This window comes from Arthrobacter sp. TmtSoilC51 (genome assembly GCF_055388015.1).
Genome location: NZ_AP035877.1, coordinates 1,947,507 through 1,969,412, shown reverse-complemented (window position 1 = coordinate 1,969,412; position 21,906 = coordinate 1,947,507). Strand labels below are relative to the sequence as shown.

22 protein-coding genes are annotated in these 21,906 nt (G+C 61.8%); 5 read left to right on the top strand and 17 right to left on the bottom strand.

The features are described 5' to 3' along the window. Window positions 1-129: 129 nt before the first annotated feature. Window positions 130-1,035, top strand: a complete 906-nt coding sequence (gene panB, locus ACZ5G6_RS08980; protein WP_498690872.1) for a 3-methyl-2-oxobutanoate hydroxymethyltransferase — start codon at window positions 130-132, stop codon at window positions 1,033-1,035. On the opposite strand, the gene ACZ5G6_RS08975 is transcribed toward panB, so the two are convergent. Beyond that, a complete protein-coding gene (locus ACZ5G6_RS08975; protein ID WP_223936735.1) occupies window positions 1,032-1,196 on the bottom strand; it encodes an SPOR domain-containing protein in 165 nt (54 codons plus the stop codon). The genes panB and ACZ5G6_RS08975 overlap by 4 nt on opposite strands. Before the next feature lie 108 nt (window positions 1,197-1,304). Between ACZ5G6_RS08975 and map the strand changes: the two genes are divergently transcribed. The 3 genes from map to ACZ5G6_RS08960 all read left to right on the top strand — a co-directional run bounded on the left by map (window position 1,305) and on the right by ACZ5G6_RS08960 (window position 3,836). Continuing rightward, on the top strand, window positions 1,305-2,183 hold the full coding sequence (gene map, locus ACZ5G6_RS08970; RefSeq protein WP_223936733.1) for a type I methionyl aminopeptidase: 879 nt from the start codon (window positions 1,305-1,307) through the stop codon (window positions 2,181-2,183). Window positions 2,184-2,257: 74 nt separating this feature from the next. Continuing rightward, window positions 2,258-3,061: a polyphosphate--glucose phosphotransferase gene (ppgK, locus tag ACZ5G6_RS08965; protein WP_275959816.1), complete on the top strand. Its 804-nt coding sequence runs from the start codon at window positions 2,258-2,260 to the stop codon at window positions 3,059-3,061. Window positions 3,062-3,071: 10 nt separating this feature from the next. Beyond that, on the top strand, window positions 3,072-3,836 hold the full coding sequence (locus ACZ5G6_RS08960; protein WP_223936732.1) for an SDR family oxidoreductase: 765 nt from the start codon (window positions 3,072-3,074) through the stop codon (window positions 3,834-3,836). Here the strand turns inward: ACZ5G6_RS08960 and nrdR are convergent. The 3 genes from nrdR to ACZ5G6_RS08945 all read right to left on the bottom strand — a co-directional run bounded on the left by nrdR (window position 3,833) and on the right by ACZ5G6_RS08945 (window position 6,463). After that, complete coding sequence (gene nrdR / locus ACZ5G6_RS08955; RefSeq protein WP_223936731.1) at window positions 3,833-4,336, bottom strand: transcriptional regulator NrdR; 504 nt, start codon at window positions 4,334-4,336, stop codon at window positions 3,833-3,835. The genes ACZ5G6_RS08960 and nrdR overlap by 4 nt on opposite strands. Before the next feature lie 218 nt (window positions 4,337-4,554). Continuing rightward, a complete protein-coding gene (gene hisD, locus ACZ5G6_RS08950) occupies window positions 4,555-5,928 on the bottom strand; it encodes a histidinol dehydrogenase (RefSeq protein WP_498690866.1) in 1,374 nt (457 codons plus the stop codon). Window positions 5,929-5,932: 4 nt separating this feature from the next. Further along, entirely contained in the window at window positions 5,933-6,463 is a 531-nt protein-coding gene (locus ACZ5G6_RS08945) for a hypothetical protein (protein ID WP_223936726.1), read from the bottom strand. 114 nt (window positions 6,464-6,577) lie between these two features. Here ACZ5G6_RS08945 and ACZ5G6_RS08940 point away from each other — a divergent pair, with 114 nt between their 5' ends. Further along, window positions 6,578-7,078 carry a flavin reductase family protein gene (locus tag ACZ5G6_RS08940; protein ID WP_346347162.1) on the top strand — a complete coding sequence of 167 codons (501 nt, stop codon included), beginning with the start codon at window positions 6,578-6,580 and terminating at the stop codon, window positions 7,076-7,078. A gap of 75 nt (window positions 7,079-7,153) precedes the next feature. On the opposite strand, the gene dnaE is transcribed toward ACZ5G6_RS08940, so the two are convergent. The 13 genes from dnaE to ftsW all read right to left on the bottom strand — a co-directional run bounded on the left by dnaE (window position 7,154) and on the right by ftsW (window position 21,906). Beyond that, a complete protein-coding gene (dnaE, locus tag ACZ5G6_RS08935) occupies window positions 7,154-10,711 on the bottom strand; it encodes a DNA polymerase III subunit alpha (RefSeq protein WP_498690863.1) in 3,558 nt (1,185 codons plus the stop codon). Window positions 10,712-10,780: 69 nt separating this feature from the next. Then, window positions 10,781-11,707, bottom strand: coding sequence for an RluA family pseudouridine synthase (locus tag ACZ5G6_RS08930; RefSeq protein WP_223936717.1), 927 nt, complete (start codon window positions 11,705-11,707; stop codon window positions 10,781-10,783). Next, a complete protein-coding gene (gene lspA, locus ACZ5G6_RS08925; protein WP_498690861.1) occupies window positions 11,700-12,317 on the bottom strand; it encodes a signal peptidase II in 618 nt (205 codons plus the stop codon). Before lspA ends, ACZ5G6_RS08930 begins: the two co-directional genes overlap by 8 nt. A gap of 99 nt (window positions 12,318-12,416) precedes the next feature. Continuing rightward, window positions 12,417-13,106 carry a DivIVA domain-containing protein gene (locus ACZ5G6_RS08920; RefSeq protein ID WP_223936714.1) on the bottom strand — a complete coding sequence of 230 codons (690 nt, stop codon included), beginning with the start codon at window positions 13,104-13,106 and terminating at the stop codon, window positions 12,417-12,419. A gap of 172 nt (window positions 13,107-13,278) precedes the next feature. Beyond that, window positions 13,279-13,566: a YggT family protein gene (locus ACZ5G6_RS08915; protein ID WP_498690858.1), complete on the bottom strand. Its 288-nt coding sequence runs from the start codon at window positions 13,564-13,566 to the stop codon at window positions 13,279-13,281. Between the two features lie 132 nt (window positions 13,567-13,698). Continuing rightward, the gene (locus ACZ5G6_RS08910) at window positions 13,699-14,232 is read right to left on the bottom strand and encodes a cell division protein SepF (RefSeq protein WP_498690854.1); all 534 of its coding nucleotides are present in this window, start codon (window positions 14,230-14,232) and stop codon (window positions 13,699-13,701) included. A gap of 85 nt (window positions 14,233-14,317) precedes the next feature. After that, on the bottom strand, window positions 14,318-15,076 hold the full coding sequence (locus tag ACZ5G6_RS08905) for a YggS family pyridoxal phosphate-dependent enzyme (protein ID WP_498690852.1): 759 nt from the start codon (window positions 15,074-15,076) through the stop codon (window positions 14,318-14,320). Next, entirely contained in the window at window positions 15,069-15,779 is a 711-nt protein-coding gene (locus ACZ5G6_RS08900) for a purine nucleoside phosphorylase YfiH/LACC1 family protein (RefSeq protein ID WP_498690850.1), read from the bottom strand. The genes ACZ5G6_RS08905 and ACZ5G6_RS08900 overlap by 8 nt, the downstream gene beginning before the upstream one ends. Before the next feature lie 25 nt (window positions 15,780-15,804). Further along, entirely contained in the window at window positions 15,805-17,025 is a 1,221-nt protein-coding gene (gene ftsZ, locus ACZ5G6_RS08895) for a cell division protein FtsZ (RefSeq protein WP_216922971.1), read from the bottom strand. A gap of 216 nt (window positions 17,026-17,241) precedes the next feature. Beyond that, the gene (locus ACZ5G6_RS08890; RefSeq protein ID WP_498690848.1) at window positions 17,242-18,120 is read right to left on the bottom strand and encodes a cell division protein FtsQ/DivIB; all 879 of its coding nucleotides are present in this window, start codon (window positions 18,118-18,120) and stop codon (window positions 17,242-17,244) included. Next, window positions 18,113-19,483, bottom strand: a complete 1,371-nt coding sequence (murC, locus tag ACZ5G6_RS08885) for a UDP-N-acetylmuramate--L-alanine ligase (RefSeq protein ID WP_223936702.1) — start codon at window positions 19,481-19,483, stop codon at window positions 18,113-18,115. Before murC ends, ACZ5G6_RS08890 begins: the two co-directional genes overlap by 8 nt. Next, window positions 19,480-20,598, bottom strand: a complete 1,119-nt coding sequence (gene murG, locus ACZ5G6_RS08880; protein WP_498690845.1) for an undecaprenyldiphospho-muramoylpentapeptide beta-N-acetylglucosaminyltransferase — start codon at window positions 20,596-20,598, stop codon at window positions 19,480-19,482. Before murG ends, murC begins: the two co-directional genes overlap by 4 nt. Before the next feature lie 6 nt (window positions 20,599-20,604). Next, the gene (gene ftsW, locus ACZ5G6_RS08875) at window positions 20,605-21,906 is read right to left on the bottom strand and encodes a putative lipid II flippase FtsW (protein ID WP_223936699.1); all 1,302 of its coding nucleotides are present in this window, start codon (window positions 21,904-21,906) and stop codon (window positions 20,605-20,607) included.

Here is a 21,906-nt window from a genome sequence, read left to right as displayed (position 1 = left end):
CTCAGACTTCACTCTACTAAGCATTCGGTGGGATTGCCGCCGCAGTAGCCCCGCGTAACACAGCGTTTACAAATGGTGACCCTTGGCACACTGCTGGCAGGCGCCGTCGGCACGGCTTAGGCTCTATCCATGGCCCCAAGCAACCTTCCTGAGTCCACCACGCCCGCCGAACTTACCGCTCCTTACGGCACCGGTCCCGCAGCGGCGGTCCAGGCACCGTCAACAGGCGGTAAGAAGCCGGTCAGCAGGGTACGCATACATCACCTTCAGCAGGCCAAGGACAACGGCGAGCACTTCGCAATGCTCACTGCCTACGAGCAATACACCGCTGAAATCTTTGACCAAGCTGGTATCGAAGTCCTCCTGGTGGGCGATTCTGCCTCCAACAACGTCTTCGGCAATGAAACCAGCCTTCCCGTCACTGTGGACGAACTGCTGCCACTGTGCCGCGCGGTCAGCCGTTCCGCCAAGCGTGCCTTGATCCTGGCGGACCTGCCTTTTGGCAGCTACGAGGTCTCAACCGAGCAGGCAGTGGCCACCGGCGTCCGCTTCCTCAAGGAAGGATTGGCCCACGCCGTCAAGATCGAAGGCTCCGCCTACTATGCAGAGACTGTGAAGGCCATGGTCCAGGCAGGCATTCCCGTCATGGCCCACATTGGATTCACACCCCAGAGTGAACATTCCCTGGGTGGCTACCGGGTCCAAGGCCGGGGTGATGATGCCCAGCGACTGATCGAGGACGCAGTCGCCTTGCAGGACGCCGGCGCTTTCAGCGTCCTTATGGAAATGGTGCCCGCGGAGACCGCTGCCGCCGTCGACGCAGCGTTGCGCGTGCCGACCGTAGGCATCGGAGCCGGCAAGAGCACAACGGGCCAGGTGCTGGTCTGGCAGGACATGGCCGGACTGCGGGGCGGCAAGATGGCGAAGTTCGTCAAGCAGTATGCAGACCTGCGCACCACACTGACGGATGCCGCCGCTGCCTTTGGAAATGACGTCAGATCCGGAGAATTCCCCGGACCTGAGCATTCCTTCTAGTCGTCGTCCTGGGCCTCCCAGGCATCGTTGCGTTGCTTGACCTTTTCCAACGCGTGCTCGGCTTCTTCCCTGGTCTTGTAAGGGCCAATCAGCTGTGTCCAATCGGACAGGGCGTCCTCTTCGACCTCATGCGTCTTGACGTTGTACCAGTACTCCGTCACGTCTCCTCCTCGTCCCGTGGGCCCTCCGACGCGTAACGTTGGCGCAGTCACGTGGACCCGGCCGCTCTTTGTTACTTACGTCTCTTGAGTGCCTTATATGATCAATCTATGCCTTCTCTTGCTTCGACCGCACCCATCGGCACGCTCACTCCGGGAATCATCAGCCCTGAACGGCCTGTCCCGGCGTCGATCCCCCGCCCCGAGTACGTCGGCAAGAAGGCGCCCAGCAAATTCACCGGCTCCGAGGTGAAGTCAGCTGAGACCATCGAGAAGATCCGCATCGCCAGCAGGATCGCTGCGCAGGCCATCGTTGAAGTTGGCAAGCACATCCAGCCCGGCGTTACTACAGACCAGCTGGACAAGGTTGGCCATGAGTTCCTTCTGGACCACAATGCCTACCCGTCCACACTGGGCTACCGCGGCTTCCCGAAGTCTCTCTGCTCGTCCCTGAACGAAGTCATTTGCCACGGCATCCCCGATTCCACGGTGGTTCAGGATGGCGACATCCTGAACATTGACATCACCGCATTCATCGGCGGAGTGCATGGAGATACCAATTACACTTTCCTGGTTGGCGACGTGGACGAGGAGTCCCGTTTGCTGGTTGAGCGTACGCAGGAGTCGCTCAACCGGGCCATCAAGGCCGTGGCCCCGGGCCGCGAAATCAACGTAATCGGCCGTGCGATCCAGTCCTACGCCAAGCGCTTCGGCTATGGCGTGGTGCGGGACTTCACTGGCCACGGTGTCGGTGAGGCATTCCACACGGGCCTCATCATTCCGCATTACGACGCAGCCCCGGCGTACAACACCGTGATCGAGGCAGGCATGGTCTTCACTATCGAACCCATGCTGACCCTTGGCACGATCGAATGGGACATGTGGTCCGACGACTGGACGGTTGTAACCAGGGACCACAAGCGCACGGCCCAATTCGAGCACACCCTGCTGGTCACTGAGACCGGCGCGGAAATCCTGACCCTTCCCTAAGCTGTCCGGAAGGTCAATCGCAGCCCCCGGGCGGCTGCGCCATGCCCACCCCTCCTGCCATGATCGGAATTGCATTGTCCAAGAAGGATGAGAAGACCCACAAGAACGCCCCGCTGATCGGAATCGACATCGGTGGCACAGGCATCAAAGGCGGCATCGTCGACCTGAAGAAGGGCAAGCTGATCGGCGAACGCTTCCGTGTTCCCACGCCGCAGCCGGCTACCCCCGAGGCAGTAGCCGAAGTAGTGGCGGAGATCGTCGAAGAACTTTCCAGCCGCCCGGATGCCCCTGCCGCAGATTCGCCGGTGGGCGTCACCTTCCCGGGCATCATCCAGCATGGTGTGGTCAACTCTGCCGCAAATGTCGACAAGTCCTGGCTTGGCACCGACATCGACAAGAAGTTCACGGAGCGGCTCGGCCGGCCCGTTGAGGTCATCAACGATGCCGACGCCGCGGGTCTGGCAGAAGCCCGCTACGGCGCTGGCGAGGGCGTCGACGGGACGGTCCTGGTGATCACGCTCGGCACCGGCATCGGCTCAGCCTTCATCTTCAATGGTCAATTGGTTCCCAACGCAGAGCTCGGCCACCTTGAGGTGGACGGTTTCGACGCCGAAACCAAGGCATCAGCCGTGGCCCGCGAACGCGACGGTTTGAGCTGGGACGAGTACGGCGTCCTGCTCAACCGCTACCTTCAGCACGTTGAGTTCCTGTTCTCCCCCGAGCTTTTCATCATCGGCGGCGGCATCTCCAAGCGTTCGGATGAATACTTCCCGCACCTGCAATTGCGCACCAACATTGTCACCGCCAAGTTGAAGAACGACGCCGGCATTGTTGGTGCCGCCCTTGAGGTCGCCTTGCACCACAAGCTGGCAAAGTAACCAGTACCACGTGATCGACAACGACGCCGTACATGGAATCGCGATCGTCACCGGCGCGAGCCGGGGCATTGGCGCAGCCGTAGCGCTGGCTGCCGCCCGGAAAGGGTACGGCGTCGTCGTCAACTACTCCTCGGACGCCCTCGGCGCCGATAACGTGGTGGGGAAGATCCTCGCCGAAGGAGGCAAAGCGCTGGCCGTGCAGGGCGATGTCAGCCAGCCCGCCGACGTCGGGCGTTTGTTCGACGCCGCCGCTGCCTGCGGGCCACTGACAGCTGTCATCAACAACGCGGCCATCACCGGCAACCTGATTGGAACACTGGCGGACGTGCCTGCCGAGACCGTGCGGCGCGTCATTGACGTGAATGTGTCAGGCATGATTTTCATGTGCCAGGAAGCCGTCCGAAGACTGTCCACGGACAATGGCGGCCCGGGTGGCTCCATCATCAACATCTCGTCGACGGCCACAAAGGCCGGCTCCCCCGGGACATGGGTTCACTACGCTGCGTCCAAGGGTGCCGTGGATGTCTTGACGGTGGGCCTGGCTGCGGAAGTGGCCAAGCAGGGCATTCGTGTCAACGCGGTCGCTCCGGGCAGCACCAACACTGGACTCCATGCCGCCGCAGGAATGCCCGACCGCGTAGAGCGACTCAACCCGACCATCCCCATGGGCCGGGGCGCTGAACCTGAAGAAATCGCAGCGGCCGTCATGTGGTTGATGTCCGGCGACGCCGGATACATCACGGGGGCAATCCTCCCCGTTTCCGGCGGACGCTAGAGTTGGCTTTTTTCGGAGCCCTTGGCTTCCTTGGCCCCCGCTTTGCCGTGGGCCTCGGCCTCGTGCCGTAGCAAGGAGATTGCGGATTCGAAGTCTTCCAGCGACTCGAACGCCTGGTAGACGCTCGCGAAGCGCAAGTAGGCCACCTCATCCAGCTTCCGCAATGGACCGAGAATGGCCAGGCCTACCTCGTGGGCGTCGATTTCGGCAGCGCCCGAAGACCTGATGTTCTCCTCGACTTCCTGCGCCAGCATGGCGAGGTCGTCTTCTGTAACAGGGCGGCCTTGGCACGCTTTCCGCACGCCGCTGATGACCTTGATCCGGCTGAAGGGCTCGCCGACTCCTGAGCGCTTGATGACGGACAGACTGGTGGTTTCCACAGTGGTGAAGCGGCGCCCGCATTCGGGGCATTGCCGGCGGCGCCGGATGGAAGTTCCGTCGTCGGCCATGCGGCTGTCAACGACGCGCGAGTCAGGATTCCGGCAAAACGGACAGTACACGCTGGGCCTCCCCTGATCAGCTCCGGCCCGCGTCCCACCGGCAGGTGCCGGAAACGCAAAGGTGCCGGAAGATTCTCTTCCGGCACCAGTTTACGTTCGATGACACCCTAATGACAAGCGTGTAATTACTACATGTAGTACTACCGACCCGTACATATAGTGGTCAGGTCCCGTTTAGCTTGGTGTTGGTTCCCTGGCACCTTCGTGTTGGTTCCCCGTCAGCTTTGCTCCTTGAAGCGGATCCTGACCGCATCTCCGTGGCCCGGAAGGTCTTCGGCGCCAGCCAAACTCACGATGTGGCCGCTGACTTGCTCCAGCGCGGCGCGGTTGTAGTTGATGACCTGCACCGCGCGCAGGAAGGTGGTGACGTTCAGTCCCGAGGAGAAGGCCGCCGTGCCGCTGGTAGGCAGCACGTGATTGGATCCGGCACAGTAGTCGCCAAGGCTCACCGGGCTGTAGTCCCCAACGAAGATGGCGCCCGCGTTGCGGATCCGGGCCGCCACAGCGGGGGCTTCCGCCGTCATGATCTCAAGGTGTTCTGCGGCATAGGCGTTGCATACCGCTATCCCCTGTTCCAGGTCATCCACCAGCACCACGCCCGATTGCGGCCCCGAGAGTGCCTCAAGGACGCGCGCGGTGTGCTTCGTGGCGGCCACCTGGCGCGCCAATTCACCCACGACGGCGTCTGCCAGTTCAGCTGAGTCCGTCACCAGGACGGAAGCGGCCTTCGGATCGTGCTCGGCCTGGCTGATGAGGTCGGCAGCCACCAGGGCGGGCTGGGCCGTGGAATCGGCCAGGATAGCGATTTCGGTGGTTCCGGCCTCGGAATCGATACCTACGATTCCCTTCACCAGCCTCTTGGCAGTGGCGACGAAGATGTTGCCGGGTCCCGTGACGAGATCCACAGGTTCGATAGGAGGTTCTCCCTCCGAACCCGGGATGCCGTAAGCAAACGAAACGATTGCCTGGGCGCCACCAATTGCGTAGACCTCGTCGATCCCCAGCAGAGCCGCCGCAGCAAGGATGGTGGGGTGCGGGAGCCCGCCGAAGTCCTTTTGGGGCGGGGATGCCAAGGCGATGGATTCGACGCCTGCAGCGACCGCCGGAACAACATTCATGATCACCGACGAGGCCAAGGGCGCCAGGCCGCCGGGGACGTACAGCCCAACGCGCCCCACGGGAATCCAGTTCTGGCTGACAACTGCCCCATCAGCCAAAGCGACGTCAACATTGGCTGGACGCTGCTGATCGGCGAACTGCTTGGCACGGCTGATCGACTCTTCCAGCGCTGCGCGGACAGTGGGATCAATGTCGGCCAGGGCCTTGGCTAGCGCCTCCGCGGGCACGCGCGGGTGGGACTGCTCAACGCCGTCGAAGTTCCTTGCAAGTTCAGTCAGCGCGGCAAAGCCGCGGCTGCGGACAGCTCCAATAATGTCCAAGACCCTCTGCTCCGCATCTGCCATCGTCTGATGCTTCGCCCTGGGTACCGCAGCGCGCAGCTCAGCCAGGGAGAGTTGGCGGCCGCGGAAATCGATGCTGCGGAAATTCAAGGACGCAGAGGCAATGGCGGAACTATCCGAAGAAGTGGTCACCCGGCTATTTTACGGGTTTCCCCGAAAGAACCCCGAACAGGGCCAGTACGAACGTTACGAAGGCGATCGCTCCTGGCCACAACACGAGAACGGCGTAGGAGCGAAGGGTGAAGCCGGAGTCCGTGCCCTGGGAAGGGTCCGGAGCTGTGCCCCAAAGCTGCGCCGCTAACAAGCCAAGCAGCCAAGCGACGACTGCGCCGGCAGCGCCGCCTACCAGTGCAAACGCAAACCGCCGTCCCGCTCCAGCCCCCTGAAGCTTTCCGTCGAGCAAAAGGCCCGTGACACATCCCGCCACCAGCATCAACCCGGCGAGGACCAAGTCACGGGGCAGCCATGAATCAGGGTTTGCGGGATTGGCCAGCGCAGGATTGCCGGATAGCAGGTTGAGCCCGCCCGGCGCCAGGATCCACCAGAGAATGCCCACCACCACACCCGAGGCCGCTGGCAGGACAAGCCACAGAGCCTCGCTGGAACGCCTGGGATTTGCGGTGGCCGGTTCGGTCTCCGCGGGAACGTGCACAGTGGACTCAGTCATGGAACTCACATTAACAAAGGTTCACGTGTGCTCCTTAAAATGGGGAAGTGGGGCACAGGGAGGAATACCCTGAGAGAAAGACGCCCCAGACCCCAGTTCAGGAGATTCATCAACGTGGCAAGCGAACTATCCGGCTTCGAAAAGACGTTCAGGGAAATGTTCCGCCGCCATGCCGCCGGGGTGGCAATCATCACAGCCAACCTGAATGGCAAGCCCTTCGGCTTCACTGCCACCTCCGTTGCGTCCCTGTCCGCCGAGCCTCCACGCTTCACCTTCAATATGGCCCGGAGCTCAAGTTCCTGGCCGGCCGTGGCCAACGCCAACTACATCGGCGTCCACATGCTCGGCCTGGAAAACCAGGCGCTGGCAGATCGCTTCGCAAAGACACGTGACCGCTTCGAGGGAGACCACTGGGAGCCCGGTCCGCACGATGTCCCCATCCTCAAGGACGTCGCAGGTTGGCTTGTGGGAAAGATCCAAATGAGGTTGTCGTTCGAGAACAATGCAGTGGTGGTAGTAGAAGTCGTGGACGGCCAGGTGGGCGATGACGGCACTCCCCTGCTGTATCACGGCGGCGGCTATAGTCAGCCGACACCCCTGGACTACGAAATCTAGCCCTCTTCCGGATATTCAACCTTCTTCCGGGCTCTGGCCGGTTTCAAAATTCTGGTGGGGTAAATTCCGGGTGGGCTAATTATCCAGGCAGGCCGGGCCCAACAAGACTTTCAGGTCACCGAAGAGGGACGGACTTGGATTGACCCGCATATGAACGGGAAGGCCCATAACCTCAACTTTGGTATCCCCCATAAGCTTGAGGCGGACCTCGGAGTTGCCCCGATGTGTTCGCAGGACGTCCCGAAGATCCGTGACCACTGCCTCGGTAGCCTTGAACGATGGAATGGTTATCACCACCGGGCCATTCACGCTTTCGCTAAGGTCCGGCACCGAGAGCTCCATACAGTTCAGCGTTACGGCTCCATCATCCCTGCGCTGCAGGCGGCCCTTGACCACCACTATCAGGTCCTCAGCCAGGACGGAGGCGATGGGTCCGTACACCTGGCCGAAGAACATGACCTCCATGGATCCGCCCAGGTCCTCGATCTCTGCACGGGCATAGGCGTTGCCGCTTGCCTTCGCGATCCTGCGGCTCAGCGAGGTGATCATGCCCGCAATGGTGACAATCGCGCCGTCGTGCGGTCCGTCCTCGGCGATGATAGACGTGATGGACTGCTCTGCATGCTGGCTAAGGACGCCTTCCAACCCCTGCAAGGGGTGGTCCGAAACATAGAGTCCCAGCATGTCGCGCTCGAAGGACAGCTTGTCCTTCTTCTCCCATTCCGGAAGGTCCGGGATCTCCGTGGTCAGGGAAGCTTCAGGTTCCTGGTCCTCGAAGCCGGCGAAGAGGTCGAACTGGCCGATTGCCTCGTTCCGCTTGAGCGTGATGACGGAGTCGATGGCCTCTTCATGGATCATGGCCAAAGCGCGGCGGTGGTGTCCCAATGAATCGAAGGCACCAGCCTTGATCAAGGATTCGATGGTGCGCTTGTTGCAGACAATGGCAGGAACCTTCATCAGGAAGTCCTTGAAGGATGTGTAGCTGCCTTCCGTGGTCCGGGCAGCGACCATGGCTTCCACCACGTTCACTCCAACGTTGCGGATGGCGCCCATGCCGAAGCGGATATCCTGGCCCACAGGCGTGAAGTTCAACGAGGATTCATTGACGTCCGGCGGAAGAACGGTGATGCCCATGCGGCGGCACTCGTTGAGGTAGATAGCGGACTTGTCCTTGTCATCGCCCACGGAGGTCAGAAGGGCAGCCATGTACTCGGGGGCATAGTGCGCCTTCAAGTAGGCCGTCCAGTAGGAAATGACACCGTAGGCGGCCGAGTGCGCTTTGTTGAAGGCGTAGTCGGAGAACGGCAGCAGGATGTCCCAAAGAGTCTTGACGGCCGCCATGGAGTAGCCGTTGTCCTGCATGCCTTGCGAGAAGCCCGCGAATTGCTTGTCCAGCTCCGACTTCTTCTTCTTGCCCATGGCACGGCGGAGGATGTCGGCTTGGCCCAGTGAGTAGCCTGCAAGCTTCTGCGCCACCGCCATAACCTGTTCCTGGTACACGATCAGCCCGAAGGTTCCACCCAGGATGTCTTCCAGCGGCTCAGCGAGCTCCGGGTGGATGGGAACGACTTCCTGGATCCCGTTCTTGCGGAGGGCGTAATCCGTGTGGGCGTTGGCACCCATGGGTCCCGGGCGGTACAGCGCCAGGACAGCCGAGATGTCTTCAAAGTTGTCAGGCTTCATCAGCTTGAGGAGGGACCGCATAGGTCCGCCATCGAGCTGGAAAACCCCCAGGGTGTCTCCCCGTGCAAGGAGTTCGTAGGAAGCGGCGTCGTCGAGTTCCAGGTTTTCCAGGTCCAGGTCCACGCCGCGGTTCATCTTGATGTTTTCCAGGGCGTCCGAAATGATCGTGAGGTTTCGGAGTCCCAGGAAGTCCATCTTGATCAGGCCAAGGCCCTCGGACGTTGGGTAATCGAACTGGGTAATGACCTGGCCGTCCTGGAACCGGCGCATGACGGGGATGACATCGATGATGGGGTCCGAGGACATGATGACGCCAGCCGCGTGGACACCCCATTGGCGCTTAAGTCCTTCGATGCCCAGTGCAGTCTCGAAGACCTTGGCGGCCTCGGGGTCCGTGGCGATGAGCTGCCGGAAGTCTCCTGCCTCGCTGTATCGCTTCGACTCGGGGTTTTGGATATCTGCGAGGGGAATGTCCTTGGCCATGACCGCGGGCGGGAGCGCCTTGGTCAGCTGCTCACCCATGCTGAACGGATACCCCAGGACGCGGGAAGAGTCCTTGAGCGCCTGCTTGGTCTTGATGGTTCCGTACGTGACGATCATGGCCACGCGCTCGTCACCATACTTTTTGGTGACGTAGTCGATGACTTCCGATCGGCGGCGATCATCGAAGTCGACGTCGAAGTCAGGCATCGAGACACGGTCCGGGTTCAGGAAGCGCTCGAAGATCAGGCCGTGCTGGAGCGGATCAAGGTCAGTAATTCGCATGGCATAGGCGACCATGGAGCCCGCACCGGAACCACGTCCCGGACCAACACGGATCCCGTTATTCTTGGCCCAGTTGATGAAGTCGGCAACCACCAGGAAGTACCCGGGGAAGCCCATGGACGTAATGACCTCGAGCTCGTAGTCGGCTTGCTTGCGCACCTTGTCCGGCACACCCTGCGGATAGCGGTACGCCAACCCCTTGTCCACTTCCTTGACCAGCCAGGAGGTTTCGTCCTCGCCGGGCGGGCAAGGGAAGCGGGGCATGTAGTTGGCATCGGTGTTGAAGGACACTTCACAGCGCTCTGCGATGAGCAACGTGTTGTCGCAGGCATCCGGGTGGTCGCGGAAAAGCTCACGCATCTCCTGCGGAGATTTCAGGTAGTAACCGCTGCCGGAGAATGCAAACCTGGACCCGCCATTATCGTAGGTGGGCTCAAGGAGCGTGGAACCGGACTGAATAGCCAGCAGTGCCTCGTGTGCTTTGGCATCGTGCTCGTGCGTGTAGTGGAGGTCGTTAGTGGCTACCAAAGGAAGGTTCAGGTCCTTGGCCAGCCGCAGGAGGTCTCCTGTGACGCGGCGTTCAATGTCCAGGCCGTGGTCCATCAGTTCACAGAAATAGTTCTCCGCGCCAAAGATGTCCCGGAATTCCGCTGCAGCCTCCAGCGCTTCGCGGTACTGCCCAAGCCTCAGGCGGGTCTGGACTTCGCCGGACGGGCAGCCGGTAGTGGCAATGAGCCCCTCGGAGTACGTATTGAGCAATTCCCGATCCAGCCGGGGCCACTTACCAAAAACAGAATCCAGCGAAGCAATGGACGAGGCCCGGAACAGGTTCCGCATGCCCACGTTGTTGTAGCTCAGGAGCGTCATATGGGTGTAGGAGCCACCACCGGAGACGTCGTCCTTGCGCTGGCTTTCATCTCCCCAGCGGACACGTTCTTTGTCCCCCCGCGCAGTTCCGGGCGTCACGTAGGCTTCTACGCCGATGATCGGCTTGATGCCCTTGTCCGTGGCCTTGCGCCAAAAGTCGAAGGCACCGAAGAGGTAACCGTGGTCCGTGGTCGCCAGGGCCGGCATGCCCAGGCGTTCCGTTTCATCGAACAGCTCACCCAGGCGCGCCGCTCCATCCAGCATGGAGTATTCAGTGTGGGTGTGCAGGTGGACGAACGAATCATTGCTGGAAGTCACCACGACAGTCTACCGTCCTGGCCCCGACAAAATGTGGACCCTTGGACCCTCCTGGCCCGGAAACGTTGCCTAGGCTGAGCCTGTTGCCAGCAGGTCCAGGGCGTACTGCAGGTCCGGCGGATAGTCACTTGTGACTTCCACCCATTCGCCAGTGCGGGGGTGCGCGAAGCCAAGTTGCCGGGCGTGAAGCCACTGCCGGGTGAGCCCCAGGTTGGCCGCGAGCCGGGGGTCGGCACCATAGGTGAGATCGCCTGCGCAGGGGTGCCGCAAGGCGGAGAAGTGGACCCGGATCTGGTGGGTACGGCCCGTTTCCAGGTGGACCTCCACCAAGGTGGCTTTACCGAAAGCCTCCAGGACCTCATAGTGCGTCACCGACGGCCGTCCGTCTTCGATCACCGCAAAGCGCCAGTCATGTCCGGGGTGGCGTCCGATCGGGGCATCGATGGTGCCCTCAAGGGGATCGGGAAGCCCCTGCACAACCGCATGGTAGACCTTGTCCACCGTACGTTCCTTGAAAGCCCGTTTGAGCACCGTGTAGGCGTGCTCGGTCTTGGCCACGACCATCACGCCGGAAGTGCCGACGTCGAGCCTGTGGACGATGCCCGCGCGCTCGGGTGCGCCTGACGTGGAAATACGGTAGCCAGCTCCGGCGAGGCCACCCACCACTGTGGGCCCAACCCAGCCGGGCGATGGATGCGCTGCCACTCCCACAGGTTTATCGATGACGACGAATTCCTCGTCATCCAGCAGGATCTTCAGGCCTTCCACAACTTCCTCCACGACTTCCAGGGGATCCGGCCGCTCAGGAACCGTGACGTCCAACACCGCACCGGCAACAAGCTTTGCTGACTTGCCAACAGCCAGGCCGCCGCTGGTGACATTGCCTTCGGCAATGAGCAGCGCCGCAGCCGAACGGGAAATGTCCAGCAACTTCGCCAATCCGGCATCAGCCCGTGCTCCAGCAAGTTCTTCGGGCACCACAAGTGGTTCACTCACCGACAGGCTCCTCGCTGGAGCCAGCAGCAGGCTGGGCTGGCTTGGCTGGCTTGTCCGGCTTAGGCGTGGCAAGTTGCCGGGTGCCGTCCATGCCAACTCCCCGCAGGGTCAGCAGGCAAATGATGACGACGCCGGACACCACGGCTGAGTCGGCGATGTTGAAGATGGCAAAGTTGGGTACCTGGATGAAGTCCACCACGTGGCCCATGGCGAAGGACGGTTCACGGAACAGCCGATCAGTCAGGTTTCCCAATGCTCCGCCGAGCAGAAGCCCTAGCGACAAAGCCCACCAGGCGGAACCCAGCCGCCGCAACTGGAACAGGATGGCCACGGAAACGCCGGCCATGACGATCGTGAAGATCCACGTGACATTTTCACCAATGGAAAAGGCTGCCCCTGAATTCCGGATGTAGTACCAGTGCAGCAGTGGTGGCAGCACTGGAATACGCTCGCCTTCTGTCATGGTGCTGGTCACCCAGAGCTTGGTGAGCTGGTCAAAGGTGTAGGCAAAAACTGCGAAGCCGGCAAAGAGCCAGAGCATTGCAGGACGCCATTTGCGTCGGACGGGCAGTGCCGGCCGCGATGCGTCGTCGGTGAGGTCGTCGGTCATAGTGCTTTCGTTCGTGGAGCGTTGCGGGTTGCTGCCAGGGCGTTAACAGCAAAAGCCGGTGGCAGAGGAGACCTCAGCCACCGGCTTTCAGAATACTTGCTAAACGTCAGCGGTTGCTTCGCCGACCTCAGGGGCAGCGACGGAACCACGGGCGTCGAGGTCGCGCAGCTGGCCCTCGATGTAGGCCTTCAGGCGCGAGCGGTAGTCGCGTTCGAAGCCACGGAGCTGCTCAACCTTGCGCTCGAGGACCGAGCGCTGCTGCTCAAGGGCGCCAAGGATCTTGCGGGACTTCTCCTGGGCGTCGTTGACCAGGCTGGAAGCCTCGATCTGCGCCTCAGCGATGATCTTTTCCTTCTGCTGTGCACCGTCGGCAACGTGCTTGTCGTGCATCTGCTGCGCCATGGCCAGCAGGCCTGCAGCGGACTCAGCGGAAGGCGTAACACCGTTGCTGGGTGCAGGTGCCTTGGCAGCCGCAGCGGCCTGCTCGGCTTCCTTCTTCTTGGCAGCTTCAGCAGCCTTGGCCTCGGCTTCCGCCTTGGCCTCGGCTTCCTTGTCCACCTTGACCGGGGCCGGAACCTTCTCGACGACCGGAGCCGCAGCAGTTGCCGCCGGCACGGCCGAGCCAGCTTCGCCGAGCTTCTTGCGAAGTTCGTCGTTCTCCTGGTTCAGGCGGCGCAGTTCAACCACGATCTCGTCGAGGAAGTCATCTACCTCGTCCTGGTCGTAGCCTTCGCGGAACTTGGTCGGCTGAAAGCGCTTGTTGACAACGTCTTCTGGCGTCAAAGCCATCTGGTCACCTCGTTGGTCTAGTTAGTCAGTAGGCCTTCCGGCCGTTCAAAACTACGGTACCTAAATATCATCTGGTTCCTCCAATTCAACACCATCGTGTTGAATTGGAGAATTTGCGGCCTTCGGACCATTCGTAAGGCCCTGGTTCCGCGGTACAGCCATCACCGCTCAGCTATGCCAGGCTGCTGCTCACCGCCATGGCAATGCTTACGGCGATAATCAGGATCAGGAAGCCCAGGTCAAGGGAGATACCGCCCAGTTGCAGTGGCGGTATCAGCCTGCGAAGCCTCCTCAGTGGTGGGTCTGTCACGGAGTAGACAACATGGGCTGTTACCAAAGCCACACCGCGGGGCCGCCATTGACGGGCGAACATCTGAACCCATTCGAAGATCAGCCTGACGATAAGGGCAATGAAAAACAGCAACAACACAATATAGATAAGGCCGAAAACAATGCCCACGAGTTAGCTCAGATCTCCCACTTGTTCCGGAATGCCGATCAGTCCCTACTCTTGCAACGCCGATCGGTCCTTACTATTGCAACACAGATGCCAGGCAGGTTGGCCCGCCTGGCATCCTGGCAACGATCGTTCTTAGCTTTGGTTGAAGAAGCTGGCCTGGGTTTCACTGGCCTTCTTGTCGTCCCCGATGACTTCGACGTAGGACGGCGACAACAGGAAGACCTTGTTCGTCACCCTCTCAATGCTGCCGTGGAGGCCAAAAACCAAACCGGCGGAGAAGTCCACCAGGCGCTTGGCGTCTGCCTCGCCCATATCAGTCACATTCATGATCACGGGAATGCCATCCCGGAAGCTTTCACCAATAATCTTGGCGTCATTGTAGGAACGTGGATGAACTGTGGTGATCTGCCTCAAGCCAGAGGCATCTTCGCGGCTCGACGCCGGACGCTTGATGGGTGTCACGGGTGCGCGGTATTCCTCTTCGGCGTCAACAGTGGGCATTTCACGGACAACTTCCCGGACGGGTGCAGGAGCTCGGCGCTCTTCCCGGTCCTGTGCCTGGGGGCGTTCTTCGTCGTGGTGCGCGACGGCCTGCTCAGATTCGTAGTGTTCATCGCCGTCGGCGAGCCCAAGATAGATCATTGTCTTGCGCAGAGCGCCAGCCATGGTGCACTCCTATCGTTTCTGCAGTAGGCGGGCCGCCATGACTTGACATATTGGAACCCCGGCCCGTTATTCCAATACTTTGACGCTACCCCACGGCCGGACGCGAACCGAGAATATCGGAGCCAATTCTCAGGTGTGTCGCCCCAAACTTGATAGCGGCCTCAAGGTCCTGGCTCATCCCTGCTGATATCCCGGCTGCGTCCGGATAATTAGCCCGGAGTGCTGCGGAAATGACCGCCAGTCTTTCAAACGCCGCTTCGGGATCGGCACCCAACGGCGCCACGGCCATCAAGCCGGCCAGCCTCAGTCCGGGCGCGGAAGCGATCTTCTCCGCAAGGGATTCCACCTCCAAGATCCGGGCGCCGCCACGGTGGGCACCGGCGTCCTCATCCAGGCTGACCTGCACGTAACACTCAAGGTCATCTCGCCCGGTGGCATCTTTTTCACGGGAGATTGCCTTTTCCAGCGCGTCAATCACCTGGGGGCGATCCACGGACTGTACAGAGTAGGCGTATTTGGCCACTGACTTCGCTTTTTTGCTTTGCAACTGTCCAATGAAGTGCCATCGGACGTCCAGGTCTGCGAGCTCGGCGCTCTTGGCTGCAGCCTCCTGGTCCCGGTTCTCGCCTACGTCCCGGACGCCTAATCCGGCAAGCCTCCGGACATCCGCTGCCGGGTGGAACTTGGTCACGACGATCAGCCCCGGCGGATCCTCACGTCCTGCCGCAGCTGTTGCCGCTGAGATCCGTGTGCTGACCACCTCAAGACGCCGGGCGAGTTCCGTGGTGCGGGGATCCGAAGCTGCGTCACCAGGCAAGGCGTCGTTGCTTCCAAGGCTAGTCATGCCTCCACACCAAACCTGCGAATCGGCCGGTACGGGAATTCCGCCGGTATGAAAATAGGGACTCATTTTCCAGGGTGCATTCCCCTGAGTACTCAACGGTGACGCCACCTTCAGCCAGTTGGGAGCGAACACCGGCTGGAAGATCCAAGGCCGGCGTTCCCCACGATGTCCTCGACCACGCAGCAGGTACCACCGCGGCAACATCCTCGCGAAGCTGCTCGGGAACCTCGTAGCACGAGCCACAGATGGAGGGCCCAAGCCAGGCACTGATGTTCCGGGCACCGAGCCTGCGCATCTCTTGGATGGTGGCAGGGACAACGGCGGAGGCTACACCAGGCCTGCCAGCGTGCGCGACTGCGATGACCGGATCGCGATCGCCGGCGTCACCGACGAAGACCACAGGAACACAGTCCGCCACCATGACAGACAAAGGCTGGGCAGCCTGAACACCCCGGGTCATGGAGACCATTGCATCGGCCGTGGGTCCAGGGCCGTACGTCGAAATGACCGCGACCTCGTTGCCGTGAACCTGGTCCATGTACTGAAAGCCACGGCCGCCGAGGCTTGCCGCATCATCCAACCGGGCGCGACGCGCAGTCACATCCGCGGAGTTGTCCCCCACATGGAGGGCCAGGTTCCCGGCGCCTGTGTCCGTGAAGGCAACAGAAACGCCGGGCCGTACTTCATTGCGCCACCAAAACACGGGATATTGACTCTCCGCAGCCCGCTTACTTCAGGAAATCCGGAACGTCGAGGTCATCCGAGCGGCTGCCCGAGAGGTCCGGCTCCACAACGGCCGGAAGGTCGACGTCGAAGCCTGAGTCAGCGGGAAGCGCCGACGGACGCTGCTGGCCCCAGTTGCTCAGGCCTGCGGCGCCGATGCCGGCAGTTGCATGCTGCGGCGCGTTTGCATTCGAAGGAGCTGTGCTCGGAGCCGCAGGACGTTCGGCGGGCACGGGGTTCTGCGCGGGACGCGACTGGTCCATGGACGGAGAGGTTGCCTTGACGTCGTCGAATCCAGCAGCAATGACGGTGACGCGGGCTTCGTCGCCGAGGGCGTCGTCGATGACCGCACCGAAGATGATGTTCGCCTCAGGGTGGGCAACTTCCTGTACCAAGCGGGCTGCCTCGTTGATTTCGAACAGGCCGAGGTCTGAACCACCCTGGATGGACAGCAACACGCCATGTGCGCCATCGATGGAGGCCTCCAGGAGCGGCGAGGCGATGGCGAGTTCTGCAGCCTTGACGGCACGGTCTTCACCGCGGGCGGAACCGATACCCATGAGCGCCGAGCCGGCTCCCTGCATGACGGACTTGACGTCCGCGAAGTCGAGGTTGATCAGGCCCGGAGTGGTGATGAGGTCCGTGATGCCCTGGACGCCGGAAAGAAGTACCTGGTCAGCGGAGCGGAAAGCGTCCAGGACGGAGACGTTGCGATCGCTGATGGACAGGAGGCGGTCGTTGGGGATGACGATCAGGGTGTCGACTTCGTCACGCAAGGCGTCGATGCCGGCTTCAGCGGAGCCCGCACGACGGCGGCCTTCGAAAGTGAAGGGACGGGTAACCACGCCAATGGTCAGCGCACCCAGGGAACGGGCGATGCGCGCGACGACGGGAGCTCCACCGGTACCAGTGCCACCGCCTTCGCCAGCCGTTACGAAGACCATGTCAGCGCCGCGGAGAACTTCTTCGATCTCGTCAGCGTGGTCTTCGGCAGCCTGCTTGCCGACCTCGGGGTTGGCTCCGGCGCCGAGGCCACGGGTGAGCTCACGACCGACGTCGAGCTTGACGTCGGCGTCGCTCATGAGGAGCGCTTGCGCGTCAGTGTTGATGGCGATGAACTCGACGCCCCGGAGGCCGACTTCGATCATGCGATTGACTGCGTTCACGCCACCGCCGCCGATGCCGACGACCTTGATGACGGCCAAGTAATTCTGCGGTGCTGCCACGTTTCGTGCCCCTTGCTTGTGTCCTATAGCGAAACTGATCGAGTCCAACTTGAATTCTTGGACCTTAACCCTCTAGTTGAAGGTTATAGTTATGTCAAGTAACTCTACTGCGACGGTATTTCCTCCGCTTCGCACATGCAATGACCGCTTGCGCGTGTCGCTTGATTGTCGCGAAATAAGGTCACCGAGGCCCGCAGGTTACGCGCTCAATGCTCTTTATTTGGTGAATGGATGCCGGGGCACACTGACGTCGTAGACGTTCACGGGAACTTTGGGATCCGGCGGCATCTTCAGCAGGGCCTCAAGCGCCTTCGCCTTCAGTTCCTTGTCCTCGGCATTGCCCCACACTACCGTCTTTCCATCCACGAGTTTTAGCTCAACGGCATCGACCGACGCGGCGGAGGCGGTGGACATCCGGGCAAGCACATCGGCCGGCAAGGTGTTCAGGACCGCCGCAATCGCTTTGAACAACCCAGTGTTGGTGGCACCTGCGCCGGGGTCGATCAAGGGCAACGCCACGGATGACTGGTCCTGCGTGGCTCCCAGCTGTACGCCGTCGACGTCCACCATCGTGAACGAGTCACCTTGTTTCAACAGCGCCACGGGCACGCGCTCGTTGACGTGGACCAGCAATTCCGACGGCGGCCTGGCCTCCACCGTTGCCGAACGGACCTGGACCAAGGGCTGCAGGAGCTCATTGATTTCCTGCTCGTTCACCTGCGGCAATGGCTTGCCCTGCATCCCTGACAAGGCCTTCTGCACAGCGTCGGGCGTCAGCAGCTTGGTGCCGTCCACAGTGATGGTCCGGACCGCGAGTACAGGCGAATAGATTGCGCCCGCTATGAGCGCCGCCACGAAGGCGGCCACAATGGAGAACGTCCACACGGCCAGCCTGCGTTTCCGGCGCCCCTTCGGCTCCGGAAAAACAATGACATTGTCCGCGGTGTCCGGTTTATTCGCGCCCTGCGGTGCAGATGGCTCAAGGGTGCGCTGGGCGCTGATGACGCTTTGCGGGGAGCTCCCGGCAGGACGGCTCTTTTTCTCCCGGTTGGATTCCAGCCCGGGCTTGAAGGTCGGCTTGCGGGTGCTAGCCACCCAACGCCTCCACAATCACCGGACCGTAAGCGGTAACATCTCCGGCTCCCACGGTCAGGACTATGTCCCCCTCGCCGGCTGCGGCCACAATAGCTTCCACGGCTTCGTTACTGGAGACCAGCCGCCCCTGCGACAACCGGTCGGCGATCAACGAACTGGTGACCCCAGGGATGGGGTCTTCACGTGCAGGATAGATGTCCAGGACCAGCGCCGTGTCCGCGGTGTCCAGGGCCGCTGCAAACTCCGCGGCGAACTCCCGGGTACGGGAAAACAAGTGCGGTTGAAAGAGAACGTGGACCTTGTGGCCGCCAGCCACCGAGCGTGCGGCGGACAAGGCGGCACGGACCTCGGTTGGGTGGTGGGCGTAGTCGTCGTACACGCGCACTCCCCTCCCCTGGCCTTTGAGTTCAAAGCGCCGGGACGCACCGGTAAAGTGCCCCAGTGCTTCGGCCGCCCTTTCGGGCGCTACGCCAAGTTCCAGCGCGACGGCGAATGCGGCGGCCGCGTTCAAGGCGTTGTGCCGTCCGGGAACCTGCAGGTTCAGCGTGTGACGGGCGCCGTCCACCGCAACGGAGACATCACCCGGCCCCCCATCCTGGAGGAGGATATCGGCGTCGTGACCTGTTCCGTACGTAAGAACGCGCGTGGTTCCCTTGGCAGCTGTCCGGTCTGCAAGGGCGCGGGCGCCGGCGTCGTCCGCACATGCCAGGAGGACTCCGTGCGGCGGCAGGAGTGCTACGAAGTTGTCGAAGGAGGCAAAAACAGCTTCCGCGGTTCCATAGTGGTCCAGGTGGTCGGCTTCCACGTTGGTAACGACGGCGATGAGCGGACGGTAATTGAGGAACGAGCCATCGGATTCGTCCGCTTCCGCGACGAAAATATCCGAGGATCCGTGGGCCGCGTTGACCCCCAGCGCCGGGACGTTCGCGCCAATGGCGAACGACGGATCCAACCCTGCTTCCTTGAGCAGGACGGCGACCATGGACGTGGTGGTCGACTTGCCGTGGGTGCCGGCGATAGTGACAACCCTGTGGCCGTCCATTGTTGCAGCCAATGCCTCGGATCGATGCAGCACGGGCAAACCGGCCTCGCGTGCCGCGGACAACTCAGGATTGTCCGAACGGATTGCGGAACCGGCCACCACGGTCTGGGCATCGCCCAGGTTGCCGGAATCGTATCCGACGGCGATGCGGGCACCCGCGGCAGAAAGATCGTGCATGACCGGCAGGTCCTTGGCGTCCGTACCACTTACAGGAACGCCACGAGCCACCATGATCCGGGCGATGGCAGACATTCCCACCCCACCGATGCCAATGAAATGTACGCGTCCGAGGGACTCTAGAGGTGCATTTGCGTGGGTCATGCGGATACCGCTTCCAAGACAAGATCAGCCATGCGCTGATCAGCGTTTCTGATGCCGAGCGCCTCGGATCTGCGGGCCATGTCGTCCAGCCTGCCGCGATCCAAAACGAGTGGAATAAGTTCGTCTTTGAGCCATTCCGGGGTGAATTCTTTGTCGTCGACCGTCAAGGCGCCACCAGCTTCCACCAGGGCGGCTGCGTTGAGCGCTTGTTCCCCGTTGCCGATGGGCAAGGGCACGAACACAGCAGGAACCCCTACGGCTGCTACTTCGCTGACGGTTGCGGCGCCGGCACGCGCCAGCAGGATGTCTGCGGCAGCATAGACATTCTCCATCCCGTGTACGTACTCCACCTGCCTGTAGCCATCAGCGGCGAGGAGGCCGCCGTCGTTATCCAGGACGGCCTTGCCTGTACCGGTGATGTGCAGTGTCTGGATCCCGGCAGCAGCCAAGGCGGGCAAAGCGGAAACGACTGCCCGGTTGATACTCAGTGCACCCGAAGACCCGCCGGTCACGATCAAGGCAGGACGGTCCGGATTAAAGCCCAGCGAAGCCTTGGCAGCCGGGCCGCTGGAGGCTCGATCGAGTCCAGAGATCGCACGTCGCATCGGCATTCCAACGTGGCGGGCACCCCGGAGCCGCGTGCCGGCAAACGCTACGGCGACGTGGCGGCTGAAGCGTGCGCCTACGCGGTTCGCAAGCCCCGCTTTCATGTTGGCCTCATGGATCACGATAGGCGTACCGCGCCTGCGCGCCGCAAGGTACATGGGCGTGCACACGTAGCCTCCCACCCCCACAAGGACATCTGCTTGTGCGTCGTCCAGGATTCGACCCGCTTGCTTGATGGCTCCCGCAAGGCGCCCGGGAAGCCTCAGCAAGTCAAGGCCCGGTTTCCGTGGGAACGGGACGCGGTCGATAGTGGCGAGCTCGTACCCGGCGGCCGGGACAAGCCTGGTTTCCAGGCCCGACGGCGTGCCGACAGCCAGGATGGCAGCTTCCGGACGCTTTTCCTTGATTGCGTCCGCGATGGCCAGCAACGGACTGACGTGGCCGGCCGTACCGCCGCCTGCAAGCACGACGGACAACGGCTTGGACACGTGGGGGGAATCTGAAGTCATGAAGTGCTATTTACGCTTTCGTGCGGTCTTGGACAAACGACGCGGCAGGAGCCGGGGACGCTGTTGTGGTGGCAACTGTCCGCGGGCCAAGGACAACACTACGCCCACGCCGCACAGCGACATCACCAAGGCCGAGCCGCCTGCTGAAATGAAAGGCAGTGGGACGCCAATCACGGGAAGCAGTTGGGTCACCACGGCCATGTTCATGCTTGCCTGTCCCAGAAGCCACACCATAATGCCACCGGCGAGCGTGCGCTGGAACGGATCGGTCTGCCGGACCACTACGCGGAAAATGGCGATGCCAAGGATGGCGAACAACACGAGGACCACAAGAGTCCCCACCAGTCCAAGTTCCTCGCCGATGATGGCAAAGATGAAGTCGTTATGGGCCTCAGGAAGCCAGTTGTATTTTTGCCGGCTTTGCCCCAGTCCGAGTCCGGTCCAACTGCCCTGCGCCAATCCGTACATGCCATTGGTGGACTGGTACGTGAAGTCGGAGTCTGCGGTGCAGGAATCCCCTGCCATGCCCAGCCAAGCCGTCACCCGGCAGATCCGGTTGGGACTGATGATTGTCATGGCCGCAGCGCCGACGGCTCCTGCGACGCCGGCAATTGCCAGCATCTTGGTAGGAACCCCGGCAAAGTACAACCCTGCAGCCACAATGGCCATGACAACGATCGCGGTACCCAGGTCATTGCCAACCAGGATCAGCCCAAGGACCAGGCCAGCGCCGGGGACCACGGGGATGATGACGTGCATCCAGCGATGCAGGTACTTCTCCTTGCGCGCCAGGACCGCCGCGATCCAAACACAAAGAACCAACTTGGAAATTTCCGAGGGCTGGATGCTGATGCCGCCGATGTCGATCCAGTTCTGGTTGCCCAGGGTGCTGCGACCGAAAACCTGGACAAGTATCAGCAGGACCACAACGGCGCCGAGTCCCCACCAGGACAATCTCTTCATCCAGCTGACGTTTGTCCGGGAGATCAGGTACATCGCCACGAGTCCGACCACACCAAACATCGCCTGCTTCAGGGCGTCGGCATACGGCGACTTGCCTTCCGAGATCGCTTCGACGCTGGAAGCGGAAAGCACCATCATCACACCGATGGCCGTGAGGGCCAGGGCGCATCCAAGAATGAGGTAGTACGTGGAGCTGTTGGGGGCTTTGCTCTTGCCCTCCAGGCCTTCCCAGAAGGAGCGAAGGTGTCCCCGGAGCCGGGCGGGCTGTTTGGGGGCAGCCTGCGGAGCCTTGGCTTCGACGTCCCCGGAAACCTTGCCGCGGCCGCGGGTGGGCGTGCTGACCAT

Bases quoted from the DNA above. Each gene is read 5' to 3' on its own strand.
- panB (WP_498690872.1), top strand. From the start codon at position 130: ATGGCCCCAAGCAACCTTCCTGAGTCCACCACGCCCGCCGAACTTACC.
- map (WP_223936733.1), top strand. From the start codon at position 1,305: ATGCCTTCTCTTGCTTCGACCGCACCCATCGGCACGCTCACTCCGGGA.
- ACZ5G6_RS08945 (WP_223936726.1), bottom strand. From the start codon at position 6,463: ATGACTGAGTCCACTGTGCACGTTCCCGCGGAGACCGAACCGGCCACC.
- lspA (WP_498690861.1), bottom strand. From the start codon at position 12,317: ATGACCGACGACCTCACCGACGACGCATCGCGGCCGGCACTGCCCGTC.
- ACZ5G6_RS08920 (WP_223936714.1), bottom strand. From the start codon at position 13,106: ATGGCTTTGACGCCAGAAGACGTTGTCAACAAGCGCTTTCAGCCGACC.
- ACZ5G6_RS08910 (WP_498690854.1), bottom strand. From the start codon at position 14,232: ATGGCTGGCGCTCTGCGCAAGACAATGATCTATCTTGGGCTCGCCGAC.
- ACZ5G6_RS08905 (WP_498690852.1), bottom strand. From the start codon at position 15,076: ATGACTAGCCTTGGAAGCAACGACGCCTTGCCTGGTGACGCAGCTTCG.
- murC (WP_223936702.1), bottom strand. From the start codon at position 19,483: ATGACCCACGCAAATGCACCTCTAGAGTCCCTCGGACGCGTACATTTC.
- murG (WP_498690845.1), bottom strand. From the start codon at position 20,598: ATGACTTCAGATTCCCCCCACGTGTCCAAGCCGTTGTCCGTCGTGCTT.
- ftsW (WP_223936699.1), bottom strand. From the start codon at position 21,906: ATGGTCAGCACGCCCACCCGCGGCCGCGGCAAGGTTTCCGGGGACGTC.